Source organism: Mesorhizobium sp. M0145, from assembly GCF_040322355.1.
Classification (GTDB): Bacteria; Pseudomonadota; Alphaproteobacteria; order Rhizobiales; family Rhizobiaceae; genus Mesorhizobium.
The window spans coordinates 173,676-187,482 of record NZ_JAMYTK010000011.1 but is presented as its reverse complement, the minus strand read 5'-3'; the positions used below and the strand labels follow the sequence as shown (position 1 = coordinate 187,482).

At 63.4% G+C, this 13,807-nt stretch carries 18 protein-coding genes; 8 read left to right on the top strand and 10 right to left on the bottom strand.

The window, feature by feature from the left end:
• Positions 1 to 51: 51 nt before the first annotated feature.
• On the bottom strand, positions 52 to 1,587 hold the full coding sequence (gene hutH / locus NKJ28_RS18055) for a histidine ammonia-lyase (protein ID WP_352571517.1): 1,536 nt from the start codon (positions 1,585 to 1,587) through the stop codon (positions 52 to 54).
• Entirely contained in the window at positions 1,584 to 2,819 is a 1,236-nt protein-coding gene (hutI, locus tag NKJ28_RS18050) for an imidazolonepropionase (protein WP_352578349.1), read from the bottom strand. The genes hutH and hutI overlap by 4 nt, the downstream gene beginning before the upstream one ends.
• Before the next feature lie 98 nt (positions 2,820 to 2,917).
• Between hutI and NKJ28_RS18045 the strand changes: the two genes are divergently transcribed.
• Complete coding sequence (locus NKJ28_RS18045) at positions 2,918 to 4,270, top strand: formimidoylglutamate deiminase (protein ID WP_352636613.1); 1,353 nt, start codon at positions 2,918 to 2,920, stop codon at positions 4,268 to 4,270.
• On the top strand, positions 4,267 to 5,028 hold the full coding sequence (gene hutC / locus NKJ28_RS18040; protein WP_352636612.1) for a histidine utilization transcriptional repressor HutC: 762 nt from the start codon (positions 4,267 to 4,269) through the stop codon (positions 5,026 to 5,028). The genes NKJ28_RS18045 and hutC overlap by 4 nt, the downstream gene beginning before the upstream one ends.
• Positions 5,029 to 5,197: 169 nt before the next feature.
• Here hutC and NKJ28_RS18035 read toward each other — a convergent pair whose 3' ends face one another.
• Positions 5,198 to 5,542, bottom strand: coding sequence for a RidA family protein (locus NKJ28_RS18035; protein ID WP_352636611.1), 345 nt, complete (start codon positions 5,540 to 5,542; stop codon positions 5,198 to 5,200).
• A 225-nt stretch (positions 5,543 to 5,767) separates the two neighbouring features.
• Between NKJ28_RS18035 and aztA the strand changes: the two genes are divergently transcribed.
• From aztA to NKJ28_RS18015, 4 genes are all read left to right on the top strand, one after another.
• A complete protein-coding gene (aztA, locus tag NKJ28_RS18030) occupies positions 5,768 to 6,574 on the top strand; it encodes a zinc ABC transporter ATP-binding protein AztA (protein ID WP_352636610.1) in 807 nt (268 codons plus the stop codon).
• Positions 6,574 to 7,449, top strand: a complete 876-nt coding sequence (gene aztB, locus NKJ28_RS18025) for a zinc ABC transporter permease AztB (protein WP_352636616.1) — start codon at positions 6,574 to 6,576, stop codon at positions 7,447 to 7,449. Before aztA ends, aztB begins: the two co-directional genes overlap by 1 nt.
• Positions 7,450 to 7,473: 24 nt before the next feature.
• A complete protein-coding gene (aztC, locus tag NKJ28_RS18020) occupies positions 7,474 to 8,415 on the top strand; it encodes a zinc ABC transporter substrate-binding protein AztC (protein WP_352636609.1) in 942 nt (313 codons plus the stop codon).
• 185 nt (positions 8,416 to 8,600) lie between these two features.
• Positions 8,601 to 8,939 carry a protein tyrosine phosphatase family protein gene (locus NKJ28_RS18015; RefSeq protein ID WP_023674411.1) on the top strand — a complete coding sequence of 113 codons (339 nt, stop codon included), beginning with the start codon at positions 8,601 to 8,603 and terminating at the stop codon, positions 8,937 to 8,939.
• 16 nt (positions 8,940 to 8,955) lie between these two features.
• Here the strand turns inward: NKJ28_RS18015 and NKJ28_RS18010 are convergent, their stop codons facing one another.
• Together NKJ28_RS18010 and NKJ28_RS18005 are read right to left on the bottom strand one after the other, a co-directional pair.
• The gene (locus NKJ28_RS18010; protein ID WP_352636608.1) at positions 8,956 to 9,282 is read right to left on the bottom strand and encodes a hypothetical protein; all 327 of its coding nucleotides are present in this window, start codon (positions 9,280 to 9,282) and stop codon (positions 8,956 to 8,958) included.
• A gap of 9 nt (positions 9,283 to 9,291) precedes the next feature.
• Complete coding sequence (locus NKJ28_RS18005; protein WP_023674409.1) at positions 9,292 to 9,759, bottom strand: Lrp/AsnC family transcriptional regulator; 468 nt, start codon at positions 9,757 to 9,759, stop codon at positions 9,292 to 9,294.
• Between the two features lie 139 nt (positions 9,760 to 9,898).
• On the opposite strand from NKJ28_RS18005, the gene hppD reads away from it, so the two are divergent.
• The gene (gene hppD, locus NKJ28_RS18000) at positions 9,899 to 11,011 is read left to right on the top strand and encodes a 4-hydroxyphenylpyruvate dioxygenase (RefSeq protein WP_352569813.1); all 1,113 of its coding nucleotides are present in this window, start codon (positions 9,899 to 9,901) and stop codon (positions 11,009 to 11,011) included.
• A gap of 51 nt (positions 11,012 to 11,062) precedes the next feature.
• Positions 11,063 to 11,287 carry a type II toxin-antitoxin system Phd/YefM family antitoxin gene (locus NKJ28_RS17995; RefSeq protein ID WP_352636607.1) on the top strand — a complete coding sequence of 75 codons (225 nt, stop codon included), beginning with the start codon at positions 11,063 to 11,065 and terminating at the stop codon, positions 11,285 to 11,287.
• Positions 11,288 to 11,306: 19 nt separating this feature from the next.
• Here the strand turns inward: NKJ28_RS17995 and NKJ28_RS17990 are convergent, their stop codons facing one another.
• Genes NKJ28_RS17990 through NKJ28_RS17970 form a run of 5 tightly spaced genes read right to left on the bottom strand, consistent with a single transcriptional unit; the run spans position 11,307 to position 13,777 of the window.
• Positions 11,307 to 11,618, bottom strand: coding sequence for a BrnA antitoxin family protein (locus NKJ28_RS17990; RefSeq protein WP_352457131.1), 312 nt, complete (start codon positions 11,616 to 11,618; stop codon positions 11,307 to 11,309).
• Positions 11,605 to 11,862 carry a BrnT family toxin gene (locus NKJ28_RS17985; RefSeq protein ID WP_352593151.1) on the bottom strand — a complete coding sequence of 86 codons (258 nt, stop codon included), beginning with the start codon at positions 11,860 to 11,862 and terminating at the stop codon, positions 11,605 to 11,607. Before NKJ28_RS17985 ends, NKJ28_RS17990 begins: the two co-directional genes overlap by 14 nt.
• Positions 11,863 to 11,912: 50 nt before the next feature.
• The gene (locus tag NKJ28_RS17980) at positions 11,913 to 12,461 is read right to left on the bottom strand and encodes a DinB family protein (protein WP_352636605.1); all 549 of its coding nucleotides are present in this window, start codon (positions 12,459 to 12,461) and stop codon (positions 11,913 to 11,915) included.
• 4 nt (positions 12,462 to 12,465) lie between these two features.
• On the bottom strand, positions 12,466 to 12,759 hold the full coding sequence (locus NKJ28_RS17975) for a hypothetical protein (protein WP_352636604.1): 294 nt from the start codon (positions 12,757 to 12,759) through the stop codon (positions 12,466 to 12,468).
• A gap of 4 nt (positions 12,760 to 12,763) precedes the next feature.
• A complete protein-coding gene (locus tag NKJ28_RS17970; RefSeq protein ID WP_352636603.1) occupies positions 12,764 to 13,777 on the bottom strand; it encodes a fumarylacetoacetate hydrolase family protein in 1,014 nt (337 codons plus the stop codon).
• Positions 13,778 to 13,807 lie beyond the last annotated feature (30 nt).

Here is a 13,807-nt window from a genome sequence, read left to right as displayed (position 1 = left end):
GGCAGGACAGAGGGGGGCGCGACAGAACGCGACCTGTCACGGCACACCGCCTCATGACGCAACGCCCGGCAGTTTCACCGCACCCGCAGCCTTCACCGCCGCGCCGCTGCGTATCATGGCGATGGCCTTCTCCATGTCGGGGTGGAAGTGCCGGTCGTTGTCGAGATGCGGCACCTCTGCCCTGACCAGCCGGCGCACCGCCTCCAGTGCCGCGCTCGAGGCCAGCGGTGCGTGGAAATCGCAGCCTTGCGCGGCGGCCAGCAATTCGATGCCGATGACGGCCGTCGCATTCTCGACCATGCCGATGAGGCGGCGCGCGCCATGCGCCGCCATCGAGACGTGGTCTTCCTGGTTGGCCGAGGTCGGGATCGAATCGACGCTGGCCGGATAGGCCTTTTGCTTGTTTTCAGAAACCAGTGCTGCCGCCGTGACCTGAGGGATCATGAAACCGGAATTCAGACCCGGCTTGGGCGTGAGGAAGGCCGGCATGCCCGACAGCGCCGGATCGACCAGCATGGCGATGCGCCGCTCCGACAGCGAGCCGATCTCGCAGACGGCGAGTGCGATCATGTCGGCGGCGAAGGCGACCGGCTCGGCATGGAAATTGCCGCCCGAAAGTGCGGAGTCGTCCTCGGCAAAGATCAGCGGATTGTCGGTGACGCCGTTGGCCTCGGTGCCGAGCGTCTCGGCGGCCTTGCGGAGCACATCGAGTGCTGCGCCCATCACCTGCGGCTGGCAGCGCAGGCAATACGGATCCTGCACGCGCTCGTCGCCGACGCGGTGCGATTCACGGATGGCGCTGCCGGCCATCAAATTGCGCAACGCCTCGGCCGTCTCGATCTGGCCGCGATGTTTCCTGAGCAGATGGATGCGTGGATCGAACGGAGCGTCGGAGCCCTTGGCGGCATCGGTCGACAGCGCGCCGGCGACCAGTGCCGACTGGTAGAGCACTTCCGCCTCGAACAAAGCGGCAAGCGCATAGGCGGTCGAAAACTGGGTACCGTTGAGCAGCGCCAGGCCTTCCTTGGCGCCAAGTGTCACCGGCTCCAACCCATGCGAAACGAAGGCGACCTTGGCGGGAAAGCGGCCATGCGGGGTAAAGCACTCGCCGACGCCGATCATCACGGCGGTCATGTGCGACAGCGGCGCAAGGTCGCCGGAAGCGCCGACCGAGCCTTGCGCCGGCACCACGGGGATAACGTCGTTGGCCAGCATCGCCTCGATCAGTTCGATCGTCCGCGGCCGCACGCCGGAGGCGCCCTGTGCCAGGCTGGCCAGCTTCAGCGCCATCATCAGCCGGCAGATTGCGACGGGCATCGGCTCGCCGACGCCGGCGGCATGAGACAGCACGATGTTTCGCTGCAACGTTTCCAGATCGGCGGCGGGGATGCGGACGCTGGCCAGCTTGCCGAAGCCGGTATTGATGCCATAGACCGGCTCGCCCTTGGCAACGATCCTGGCGACGGCCTCGGCGCTGGCCTTGATCTTCGGCCGGCAGGCATCGTCGAGCCTCAGTGCGGCGCCGCGATAGATGGCGCGCCAATCGGCCAGCGTGGCATTGCCCGGCCTTAGCTTGAGTTCGGTCATTGTCCCCTCCAGATGCGGGCATGCAGCGGGTTGAAGCCCATGCGGTAGACGAGTTCGGCCGGGCGCTCGACGTTCCAGATCGCCAGATCGGCGGATTTTCCGGCCTCCAGCGTGCCGGTCTGTCCAAGCAGCCCGAGCGCGCGGGCAGCCTCGCGGGTAACGCCAGCAATGCATTCATCGACGGTCAGGCCAAACAATGTCGCGGCCATGTTCATGGTCAGCAGCAGCGAGGTCAGCGGCGACGTGCCGGGATTGTTATCGGTGGCAACGGCCATCCTGACGCCATGCTGGCGAAACAAGGCGATCGGCGGCTTCTTGGTCTCGCGGATGAAGTAGTAGGCGCCGGGCAGGATGGTCGCCACGGTTCCTGCCTTCGCCATCGCCGCCGCACCCGCCTCGTCGGTGTATTCGAGGTGGTCGGCCGATAGCGCACCATAGCGCGCCGCAAGTTCGGCGCCGTGCAGATTGGACAGCTGGTCCGCATGGAGCTTGACCGGCAGGCCCGCCGCCTTCGCGGCATCGAACACGCGGGCGATCTGCTCCGGCCAAAAGGCAATGCCTTCGCAAAAACCGTCGACGGCATCGGCCAGGCCCTCGGCAGCGACGGCCGGCAAAATCTGCTTTGCAACAAGATCGATAAAGGCGTCCTTGTCACCTTTTGCTTCGGGCGGCAGCGCATGAGCGCCGAGGAAAGTGGTCCTGACTGTCACCGGCCGCTCACCGCCCAGCCGTCGTGCGGCGCGCAGCGACTTCTTCTCGTTTTCGAGGTCGAGACCGTAGCCGGATTTAATCTCGACGGTGGTGACGCCTTCGGCAATCAGCGCATCGAGGCGCGGCAGCGACTGGCCGACCAGTTCGTCCTCGCTCGCCGCGCGCAACGCCTTGACCGACGAGACGATGCCGCCGCCGGCCTTGGCAACCTCCTCATAGCTGGCGCCGGCCAGCCGCATCTCGAATTCATTGGCACGGTTGCCGGCGTGGACCAGATGGGTGTGGCAGTCGATGAGGCCGGGCGTAATCCAGCGGCCTTCGCAGTCGGTCGCCTCGGCGCCCTCGCGGAGAGCCGCCGGCATGTCGACTTCCGGCCCGGCATAGACGATCCGGCCGTTGCGCACGGCGACCGCACCGTGCTCGACGACGCCTGACCCGGCGCTGCTTTCGGCCATGGTCGCGAGGCGCGCATTGCGCCAGAGGCGAAGCTCTCCTGCCCGGCTTTTGCTCTCTGCAGCCATCATCTTTTCCGTTTCAATAGGTGACGATTATGTATATACATATGAAAAGGCACTGCAAGCGCTATCATCGCACGGCAGACCGGGATTTGGAGAAAAACGTGACAGGAATCTTTGCGGAACAGGCGCTTCTGCCCGACGGCTGGCACAGCAATGTGCGGATCGTCATCTCCGACGGCAGGATCGCCACGGTCAAGGCGAATACCTCGCTCCTGCCTGGCGACGAGCGCCGTGCCATCCTGCTATCAGGGATGCCGAACCTGCACAGCCATGCCTTCCAGCGCGGCATGGCCGGCCTTGCCGAATTGCGCGGCCCTTCCGCCGACAGTTTCTGGAGCTGGCGCGAGGTGATGTACCGTTTCGCGCTGTCGATGACGCCGGACCAAGTCGAGGCGGTCGCGGCCCAGCTCTATGTCGAGATGCTGGAGGCCGGGTTCTCGCGCGTCGGCGAGTTTCACTATCTCCACCACGACCATGACGGCCGGCCCTATACTGACATCGCCGAGATGGCGGAGCGCATTGTTGCTGCAGCGTCCGAGACAGGCATCGGGCTGACTTTGCTGCCGGTGTTCTACGCGCATTCCTCTTTCGGCGGCGCTGCGCCAAATGAAGGCCAGCGCCGGTTCATCAACGATGTGAACCAGTTCTCGCGGCTTGTTGAGAAATGCCGCGAATCCATTCGCGCGCTGAATCAAGGCGTCGTGGGCGTCGCCCCGCACAGCCTGCGTGCCGTGACACCGGAGGAACTGGAAAACATCACGGTGATGGCGCCGGAGGGGCCTATCCACATCCACATCGCCGAGCAGATGAAGGAGGTCGAGGACTGCCTTGCCTGGTCCGGCGCGCGGCCGGTCGAATGGCTGCTTGCCAACGCCAAGGTCGACCAGCGCTGGTGCCTCATCCACGCCACCCACATGACCGACACCGAGACGACCGATTTGGCGAACAGCGGCGCCGTTGCCGGTCTCTGCCCGATCACCGAGGCCAATCTCGGCGACGGCACCTTTGCCGCGTCCTTGTTCATGCAGCATGGCGGCCGCTTCGGCATCGGCTCGGATTCAAACGTACTGATCTGCCTGCCGGACGAGTTGCGGCAGCTCGAATATTCGCAGCGCCTCGCCCGCCGCGCCCGCAACGTGCTGGCGGTGGCCGGCGGCTCGACCGGCCGTGCGCTATTCGATGCAGCGCTCGATGGTGGCAGTGCCGCGCTGGGCGCCGGACCCTCGCAGATCGCAGCAGGTGCCTCGGCCGATTTCGTCTCGCTCGACGGCAAGCATCCATCGCTGGCCGGCAAGACGGGCGATGCAATCCTTGATGCCTGGATTTTTGCCAACGGCACCAAGGTCGATTGCGTCTGGGTGCATGGCAAGAAACTGGTCAGCGGCGGCATGCATGCCAGGCGCGATGCCATCGCCGAGCGGTTCCGCAAGGTGATGACGGCGCTTTCGGCATGAGCATGATCGGGACAATAAGCGCGGATTCTGGAAGCGCGGACGGCGGCGAGGTTCTTTCGCTGCACCAGCGCATCCTGTCGGACATCAGCGAACGGATCCTGTCGGGTGCCTGGGCGCCCGGCCACCGCATTCCGTTCGAGCACGAACTGACGGCCGAATACAATTGTTCGCGCATGACAGTGAACAAGGCGCTGTCGCAACTGGCCAAGGCCGGGCTGATCGAGCGCCGGCGTCGCTCCGGCAGTTTTGTCCGCCGGCCGCAGTCGCAGGCAGCCGTTCTCGAAATCCACGACATCCGGATCGAGGTCGAGGCACTTGGCCTGCCCTACCGCTATGAGCGCATAGCGCGAAACAGAAGGCGCAGCAGCGCCGACGACCGCGCCCTGCTGGAACTCGACGTCGCCGGGCCGGTGCTGGTGCTGGAATGCCGGCATTTCGCCGGCAAGCGGCCGTTCGCCCACGAGCAGCGGCTGATCAACCTGGCTGCCGTGCCGGAGGCCGCCGATGAGGCGTTTTTCGACACCGCGCCCGGTCCGTGGCTGATCGGCCGTGTGCCGTGGAGTGCGGCCGAGCATCGCATCCGCGCGGTTGCCGCCGAAAAGCGCGTAGCGGCGGCACTCGACATCGCGACGGGCGCGCCGTGCCTGGTGATCGAGCGGCGGACATGGAGCGCCGAGCACCCCGTCACCCATGTCCGCTTCACCTATGCGGCAGAGAACCACACGCTGGTGGCGCGGTTCACGCCGTCGCAGGGGTAAACCCTCCCCCTTGAGGGGAGGGTCGCGGAGCAAATTGCCGCGTGGCGGCATTTTGTGACGCGGGGTGGGGTCGGTGCAACCTCGCCGACCCCACCCCGTCTCGCAGTCTCCGCTTCGCTCCGACTACTCGCCGACCCTCCCCTCGAGGGGGAGGGTTAGGAGCTACGCCTCAAATCGCCGCGGTAACAATAATCTCGACCAGATATTCCGGTCCGGCAAGCTTGGCTTCGCCGGTGGCGCGGGCCGGCGTGTTGCCTTGCGGTACCCATTTGTCCCACTCCGCGTTCATCTCGGTAAAGGTGCTCATGTCGGCCAGCCAGATGATCGCCTGCAGGATCTTGGTTTTGTCGGTGCCGGCCTTGGCCAGCAATTCGTCGATCGCCGCCAGAATGTCCCTGGTCTGGGCGCCGACGTTTCCGCCCGGCTTGCCGACCTGACCGGCCAGATAGACGGTGTTGCCGTGGATGACGATCTGGCTCATGCGCGGGCCCACATCGATGCGACGAATGCTCATTGGATATTCCTTCTCTTGTCCGGCTTTCTCTTGTCGGCTGCGCCTGTTTAGGATCGGGATACGTTTCGGGCAAGGCCGCTCGAGCGGAACTTCTTGAGCCAAGCCAAAGCACACAACAAGACGGCCCGGCCGCAATTCCGCCCGATTGGCTTGTTGACTAATGTAATAACATCACATATCGAATCCGCCCCTGCAGCGCCGATCATCGCCCCCATGGATCGTCACATGAGCCAAACCTGCCTGACCTTCCGCGACCTGACGCTGGGCTACAATAGTCATCCTGCGGTCCACCACCTCAATGGTACGATCCGCAAGGGATCGCTGACGGCGGTCGTCGGCGCCAACGGCTCCGGCAAATCAACGCTGATGAAGGGCATCGTCGGCGTTCTGAAGCCGATGGCCGGCGCGGTGATCCGGGCGCCCGGCATACGCGCCGCCTATCTGCCGCAGCAATCGGAGCTCGACCGCTCCTTTCCGGCCCGGGTCGTCGACCTGGTTTCACTTGGCCTGTGGCCGCGGCGTGGCATGCTCGGCCGTTATACAAGGGAAGATCGCGACTCGGTCAGCGAGGCGCTGATGGCCGTCGGCCTCGGCGGCTTCGAGAAGCGCCCGATCGACACGTTGTCGGGCGGCCAGCTGCAGCGCACGCTGTTTGCCCGCGTGCTGTTGCAGGATGCCGAGCTCATCCTGCTCGACGAGCCGTTCAACGCCGTCGATGCCAAGACAGTCGGTGACCTGATCGCGCTGATCAAGCGCTGGCACGGCGAGGAACGCACGATCATGGTTGTGGTCCACGATCTCGATCTGGTGCGGCAGAATTTCCCCGAAACACTGCTCCTGGCGCGCCAGCCGATCGCCTGGGGCGAGACCAGGGAGACGCTGCGGCCGGAGAATCTGTTGCGTGCGCGCCGCTTCCACGAGGCCTGGGAGGACAACGCGCCATGGTGTGAGCCCGGCGAGCATGATCACGAGCACGGTGGCCACGAGCACAGCCATGACCATCATCACGGCCCCGGGCCGAGGGCGGCATGATGGAGGTGCTTTACGGTCTGTTCGTCGCTCCGTTTGCCGACTACGCCTTCATGCAGCGGGCGCTCGCCGGTTCGATGATGCTGTCGCTCGGCGCCTGCCCGGTCGGCGTGTTCCTGATGCTGCGGCGCATGAGCCTTTCCGGCGACGCCATGGCGCATGCCATCCTGCCCGGTGCTGCCGCCGGCTTCCTGTTCTATGGCCTGGAAATCCTGCCGATGACCGTCGGCGGACTGATCGCCGGCATCATCGTGGCGCTCGGCGCCGGCGCCGTCTCGCGCTTCACCGTCCAGCGCGAGGACGCCTCGATGGCGGCCTTCTATCTGATTTCGCTGGCCATCGGCGTGCTCATGGTGTCGATCCGCGGCTCCAGCGTCGATCTCATGCATGTGCTCTTCGGCACCGTGCTGGCGCTCAACAACGAGGCGCTGACGCTGATCGGCGGCATCGTCGTGGTGACGCTGGTCAGCCTCGCCATCTTCTGGCGGGCGCTGGTCGCCGAATGCCTCGACCCTTTGTTCCTGCGCTCGGTCAGCCGGATGGGCAGCCCGGTGCATTTCATCTTTCTCGGCCTCGTCGTGCTCAACCTCGTCGGCGGCTTCCAGGCGCTCGGCACCTTGCTGTCGGTCGGGCTGATGATGCTGCCGGCGGCGGCGGCCCGCTTCTGGACGTCGCGCGTCGAGCCGATGTGCGCGCTGGCGACATTGATCGGCTTTGCCTCCTGCATTGCCGGGCTGCTGTTGTCCTACCATGCGTCATTGCCCTCCGGCCCGGCCATCATCCTGTCCGCCGGCGTCGTCTATTTCGCCTCGATCCTGTTCGGCACGCGCGGCATCCTGCGTGCCCGCATCGTTCATCACCGCCACAGAACTGCCTGATCCCAACAAAGGAGAACCTAGTCCATGCTGAAATCGATCCGCGCCGCTTTGGCCGTGAGCGTTATAACATTAATCGCCTTTGGCGCATCTTCGGCCTTCGCAGAGCCGTTGAAAGTGGTCGCCAGCTTCACGATCATCGCCGATTTCGCCAAGAATGTCGGCGGCGACCGCATCGATCTGACCACCATCGTCGGGCCGGACGGCGACGCCCACGTCTACGAGCCGAGCCCCGCCGATGCGGTGGCGATGGCCAAGGCCGACATCGTGCTGGTCAACGGCCTGCATTTCGAAGGTTTTCTGCAGCGCCTGGTCGACGCCAGCGCCACCAAGGCTTCGATTGCCGTGCTGACCAAGGGGGTCACGCCGATCAATTTCAAACCCGAATTCGCCGAGGCCGATGCCGCCGAAGGCGCGGAAACCGATGGCGGCAAGACGGTCACCGATCCGCATGCCTTCCAGTCGATCGCCAATGCCAAGATCTATGTGAAGAACATCGCCGACGCCTTTTGCACGGCCGACGCTGCGGGTTGCGACAGCTACAAGGCCAATGCAGCCGCCTATACGCAAAAGCTCGAGGCGCTTGAGGGCGAAGTGCAGGCGGCGATCCAGTCGATCCCGCAGGAGAAGCGCGTCGTCATCACCTCGCATGACGCCTTCGGCTATTTCGAGCAGGCCTACGGCTTGACGTTCCTGGCCCCGGAAGGCGTGTCGACCGAGTCGGAGCCCTCCGCCGCCGACGTCGCCAAGCTGGTCAGCCAGGTGAAACAGGACAAGGCGGCGGCGATCTTCGTCGAGAACATCACCAACCCGCGGCTGATCGAGCAGATCGCCAGCGAGACCGGCATCAAGGTGGGGGGCACGCTCTATTCCGATGCGTTGTCGCAGCCCGACGGCCCGGCCGCGACCTATATCGATCTGATGCACAACAACATCGCCCAGATCAAAGGCGCGATCCTCGGCAGCTGAGCCGACCGATCCGGTTCATCCAGCCGGGCTGGCGCATGATGCGTCCTGGCGACGTACCGCGTTAGCCCGGCTGGATTTCCGGCATCGAAATCCCTATCTGCGCGGATGGATTTCTTTTCGCGCGGATTGCCGACCGGGTCAGGGAGTGGCAAGACTGCCGCTAACCAGATTGCGAGGACACCGCCATGGAATACCGTCAAATCAGCGAGGACTATTCGGTCTCGGGCCAGATCCAGCCCGAGGATGTCGCGACCATCAAGGCCGCCGGCTTCAAAAGCGTGATCTGCAACCGGCCGGACGACGAGCAGCCCGGCCAGCCATCGGCCGACACCGTCAAGGCGGCGGTCGAGGGCGCCGGGCTCGCCTTCCGCTACATCCCTGTCATCAGCGGCCAGATCACGGCCGAGAATGTCGAGGACCAGGCCGAGGCGCTTGACGAACTCGAAGGCCCGGTCTTCGCTTACTGCCGGTCCGGCGCCCGCTGCACTAATCTTTATGGGCTGATCCAGCAGTCGAAGGGGTGAGAGGCGTTCCGATGATTTAGTGATGCCGCCGTCTGGCTATGACCCGCCGCAGCCAGACGAAAGCGACAAGCAAAGCGACATATAGCGCAAGATCGACGAGCGGAATCGTGGCGACCAAAAGTACGATGAAGCCCGCAAGACATATCGGAAAGCCGACACCGCACCACCAGCGCGCCTTCGGATGAGTGAGTTCGACCCAGCCATAGGGCCACGAAGGCCAGGGATTGATGATGCGCAACTCCCAAGCCTTCGGTTCATGCGCGGCGTGGATCAGACTACCAATCGTGAACGGCACAACCCCCACTAGAAACAGCACGATGCCGGCGATCTGAAAGTTCGACATGATTTACACTCAAATCGGCAGCGCGCCGGTTTCCTTTAGCGTCTCCAGCACGATCGCCGTCTTCACATGCTGCACGGATTCGTGCGGCAGCAGCACGCCGTTGACGAATTCCGACAGCGACTTCAGGTCCGGCGTCACGACCTTCAATATATAATCCATCTCGCCGGTCAGCGCGTGCGCTTCCTGCACTTGCGGCAGCCGCGCCACCAATTCGCCGAAACGCCGCGCATTGTCGCGGTTGTGGGTGGCGAGCGTAACCGAGATGACGTTGACCAGGGAAAAGCCGAGCTTGTCGCGGTCGAGCACCGCCCGGTAACCCTTGATATAGCCGTCCTCCTCCAGCCGCTGGCGACGACGCGAGCACTGCGACGCGGACAGGTTCACCCGTTCCGACAGATCGTTGTTGGTCAGCCGTGCATCGCCCTGCAACAGAGCCATTATCTTGCGGTCAAACTGGTCGATGCGCGCCTCATCCATGAATTTCGGGTCCGCAGTGCACAACTCGCGCATGATCAGACCATTTCAAGCGTTTGAATGCAAGCAATTTGCACTCGCTCCGCGCTATAATTGCGTTCAGATGGCCGACGCGGCCAGTTCCAGATTTCGGAGCAATGCCATGGGTCCCTTCCCGCACGACGCACCGCCCGCCAAGATCAGCAAAACCAATCCCGCCGGTACCGACGGCTTCGAGTTCGTCGAATTCGCGCATGCCGAGCCGGAAAAGCTCGCCGAGCTTTTCACCCGCATGGGCTATGTGCCGGTGGCCAAGCACCGCAGCAAGGACATCACCGTCTGGCGGCAGGGCGACATCAACTATGTTGTCAATGCCGAACCCGGCTCGCATGCCATGAAATTCGTCGACAAGCACGGCCCTTGCGCCGCCTCGATGGCGTGGCGGGTGGTCGATGCAAGGCATGCCTTCGATCACGCGGTGGCCAAGGGCGCGACGCCCTATGAAGGCAACGACAAGACGCTCGATGTGCCGGCGATCGTCGGTATCGGCGGATCGCTGCTCTATTTCATCGAAACTTACGGCGAGAAGGGCTCGGCTTACGACGCCGAGTTCGACTGGCTGGGCGAGCGCGACCCCAGGCCGGAAGGCGTCGGCTTCTATTATCTCGACCACCTGACCCACAATGTCTATCGCGGCCAGATGGACAAATGGTGGGATTTCTACCGCGACCTGTTCGGCTTCAAGCAGATCCACTTCTTCGACATCGACGGCAAGATCACCGGGCTGGTCAGCCGCGCCATCACCTCGCCGTGCGGCAAGATCCGCATCCCGCTCAACGAGTCCAAGGACGAGACCAGCCAGATCGCCGAATATCTGAAGAAGTATAACGGCGAGGGCATCCAGCACATCGCCGTCGGCACCGACGACATCTACGGCGCCACCGACAGGCTGGCCGCCAACGGCCTGAAGTTCATGCCGGGCCCGCCCGAGACCTATTACGACATGTCTTATGCCCGCGTGAATGGGCACGAAGAGCCGATCGAGCGCATGAAGAAGCACGGCATCCTGATCGACGGCGAAGGCGTCGTCGATGGCGGCACGACCAAGATCCTGCTGCAGATCTTCTCGAAAACCGTGATCGGGCCGATCTTTTTCGAGTTCATCCAGAGAAAGGGCGACGAAGGTTTTGGCGAGGGCAATTTCCGCGCGCTGTTCGAATCGATCGAGCAGGACCAGATCAAGCGCGGCGTGCTGAAGGTGCAGGCGGCGGAGTAAGGCTGCACCGGACTTCTTGCGATTCGGTCAGTAGTAGCTCAGACTTTGGCCATGAACATTGCTATCGCAGAGGCCAAGGCAAGACTGTCGGAACTCGTCAGCCGCGCGGAAGCTGGCGAAGAGATTGTGATTACCCGTCGCGGCAAGGTTGCGGCGCGCCTCGTGCCGCTAGCCGTGCCCGAGTCCCTGCCTCGTGTCGGCGCCATGAAGGGCAAAATCAGGATTGCCGACGATTTTGACGAACTCGGTCCCGAATGGGACGGGTATGCCAAATGACGCTGTCACAGGCAAACGTCTATTTGGCGAGGCCGGCGGCTTTGCGCAGAATCTCGTTGATGCGGCTCTGCCAGCCGGGGCCGCCGGCACGAAAGCGGGCGACTACGTCACTGTCGAGACGGAGTGTTACCTGCTTCTTCGGATTATCGAGAGCCGGCCGGCCGCGCGAACGGCGAATGCTTTCGGCAAGTTCAGGGAACGCTTCGGCGAAAGGACGAGCGTTTCGAAAATCCTCCTCTGTCCATTCCGGATTCTCCGAAACGGCTTCCCAGTCTTCTTTGCTGTAGCCGCGACCAGCTTCGAACTCGGTGCGCACCTTACGCTTTGCCATTGAACAATCTCCTTTCCGCGGGACTTGCCGGGCGCATCGAAATTATCGAGATGCCCTCGGAACCGAGCCGGGCAAACACCACCGCAACGATGCCATCGATGATCCGGCCAATTGCCATGAGACGACCGGCCTTGGCAGTGCGGACTGTCGAGGCAAGAAAAAACTCGTCATCAAGCGCCGCAAAATCCAAGCCGTGCTTGTCAATGTTGGCCAACCGTTTTGGTTCGTCCCAAACGATCTTCATCAGAATTTATGTACCTACAATAATTAAGTCAACAATTTTCGTAACTACAACTAATTGCGACCTTCGAGCACCAACCTCTCGACCTCGGCTTTCCTGAGTTTCAGATCATAATCGAGGAAAAACTCGTCGAGTTGCGGCGGTTTCACCGAGGTGCCGGAAAGCATTGCGTGCACCTGGCCGCGATGATGGATGTCGTGGATGAAGAGATGGGCGAGCAAGTCGCCGATCCGTTCCGGTATCATGCCGTCCTCGCGCCGGTCGGTGAGAACGCGGCGCTCGAGATCGTCCGCCGACAGGCGGTCGCAAAAGGCGATCAGCCGCCGGTCGGCCTCCGTCCGCTTGCCAAAGAGCGCGTCCGCTTCGTCGAAGAGCAAGAACTCATCGTAGGCCGCGGCGCCGACGCCGCCCTCTTCGAGAAAATCGAGATAGAGGTGATCGACCGCCAGGATGTGGTTTAGCGTTGCCTTGATCGACGGAAAGAAGCTCGTCCGTTCGGCTTCGAATTCGCCGGGCTCAAGCTGCAGCACGGCGCGGTAGAGCCGGTCGTTCGACCACAGACTGTTGGCTGCCATGCGGCGGAAATGGTTCAGCAGGTCCATGACTTCACGGCGCGACCCGGAATAGCGACACACCCGCCCATAGAAGCGCAAACCCAGCCAAAACAATCAGCAGCAGCCCGATCATGCGCCGCCGCATGCCTTGCGTTTCCTGGTCCAGCGCGACATTCGTGTTGGTGACGGTGTGAAACATCATCGCCTTGCGCGGAAAGCCGCTGCGGTTGGTCAGGCCGGGCGAGCGCGCCTCGATGCGGTAGCTCAGCCTGATTGCCTGGATGAAGATCGCCAGCATGGCAAGAGCCCAGGCACCGCACAGCAGATAGAACGTCTCGCCTGTCATTCTCTTACCCCTCGTACTTCTCGACCTTCTGCTCGATGGCGCCGAAGATCGAATGCCCACCCCGGTCCTTCATCTCGATACGCACGCTATCGCCAAAGCGCAGGAACGGCGTTTTCGGTTCGCCGGTTTCGATGGTCTCGATCATACGCAGCTCGGCGATGCAGGAATAGCCGGCGCCGCCCGCCGAGACAGGCTTGCCCGGCCCGCCGTCGAGCTTGTTGGAGACGGTGCCCGAACCGATAATGGTGCCGGCGGCCAGCGGCCGCGTTTTTGCGGCGTGAACAATCAGCGCTGGAAAGTCGAAGGTCATGTCGATGCCGGCGTTCGCCCGGCCGAACGGTTTGCCGTTGAGATCGACCAGCAGCGGCAGGCTGACCTTGCCGCCGTCCCAGGCATCGCCCAGCTCGTCCGGCGTCACCGCAACCGGCGAAAAGGCCGATGACGGTTTCGACTGGTAGAAGCCGAACCCCTTGGCGAGCTCGGGTCCGGTCAGGCCGCGCAGCGTTACATCGTTGACCAGCGTGACCAGCCGGATCGCTGCCCGCGCCTCATCGAGGCTTGCGCCCATCGGCACATCGTCGACGATGACGGCGACCTCGCCTTCCATGTCGAGGCCAAGGGTCTCGTCGGTCATGCGGATTGGGTCGCGCGGTGCGAGGAAGGCGTCCGAGCCGCCCTGGTAGATCAGCGGATCGGTCCAGAAGCTTGCCGGCATCTCGGCGCCGCGCGCCTTTCGCACCAGCTCGACGTGGTTCACATAGGCCGAGCCGTCGGCCCATTGGTAGGCGCGCGGCAGCGGCGAATGAGCGTCATGTTCGTGAAAGCGGGCAGACGGCACCGCATTATTCTCAAGCGATTCGGCCATCGCAGCGAGATGCGGCGCGATGCGATGCCAGTCGTCGAGCGCGGCCTGCAGCGTCCGCACCAGGAACGAAGCGTCGGTAAACCGCGTCAGGTCGCGCGAGACGACGATGAGCTTTCCGTCGCGCGTCCCGTCCTTCAATGTGGCAAGCTTCATGCGGTTTCCTCTCCTGGCGCAGCTTTGGCG

Excerpts from the sequence above, each read along its gene's own strand:
- hutH (WP_352571517.1), bottom strand. The coding sequence starts at position 1,587 with ATGACCGAACTCAAGCTAAGGCCGGGCAATGCCACGCTGGCCGATTGG.
- hutI (WP_352578349.1), bottom strand. The coding sequence starts at position 2,819 with ATGGCTGCAGAGAGCAAAAGCCGGGCAGGAGAGCTTCGCCTCTGGCGC.
- hutC (WP_352636612.1), top strand. The coding sequence starts at position 4,267 with ATGAGCATGATCGGGACAATAAGCGCGGATTCTGGAAGCGCGGACGGC.
- NKJ28_RS18035 (WP_352636611.1), bottom strand. The coding sequence starts at position 5,542 with ATGAGCATTCGTCGCATCGATGTGGGCCCGCGCATGAGCCAGATCGTC.
- aztA (WP_352636610.1), top strand. The coding sequence starts at position 5,768 with ATGAGCCAAACCTGCCTGACCTTCCGCGACCTGACGCTGGGCTACAAT.
- aztB (WP_352636616.1), top strand. The coding sequence starts at position 6,574 with ATGGAGGTGCTTTACGGTCTGTTCGTCGCTCCGTTTGCCGACTACGCC.
- aztC (WP_352636609.1), top strand. The coding sequence starts at position 7,474 with ATGCTGAAATCGATCCGCGCCGCTTTGGCCGTGAGCGTTATAACATTA.
- NKJ28_RS18015 (WP_023674411.1), top strand. The coding sequence starts at position 8,601 with ATGGAATACCGTCAAATCAGCGAGGACTATTCGGTCTCGGGCCAGATC.
- NKJ28_RS18010 (WP_352636608.1), bottom strand. The coding sequence starts at position 9,282 with ATGTCGAACTTTCAGATCGCCGGCATCGTGCTGTTTCTAGTGGGGGTT.
- NKJ28_RS18005 (WP_023674409.1), bottom strand. The coding sequence starts at position 9,759 with ATGGATGAGGCGCGCATCGACCAGTTTGACCGCAAGATAATGGCTCTG.
- hppD (WP_352569813.1), top strand. The coding sequence starts at position 9,899 with ATGGGTCCCTTCCCGCACGACGCACCGCCCGCCAAGATCAGCAAAACC.
- NKJ28_RS17995 (WP_352636607.1), top strand. The coding sequence starts at position 11,063 with ATGAACATTGCTATCGCAGAGGCCAAGGCAAGACTGTCGGAACTCGTC.
- NKJ28_RS17990 (WP_352457131.1), bottom strand. The coding sequence starts at position 11,618 with ATGGCAAAGCGTAAGGTGCGCACCGAGTTCGAAGCTGGTCGCGGCTAC.
- NKJ28_RS17985 (WP_352593151.1), bottom strand. The coding sequence starts at position 11,862 with ATGAAGATCGTTTGGGACGAACCAAAACGGTTGGCCAACATTGACAAG.
- NKJ28_RS17980 (WP_352636605.1), bottom strand. The coding sequence starts at position 12,461 with ATGGACCTGCTGAACCATTTCCGCCGCATGGCAGCCAACAGTCTGTGG.
- NKJ28_RS17975 (WP_352636604.1), bottom strand. The coding sequence starts at position 12,759 with ATGACAGGCGAGACGTTCTATCTGCTGTGCGGTGCCTGGGCTCTTGCC.
- NKJ28_RS17970 (WP_352636603.1), bottom strand. The coding sequence starts at position 13,777 with ATGAAGCTTGCCACATTGAAGGACGGGACGCGCGACGGAAAGCTCATC.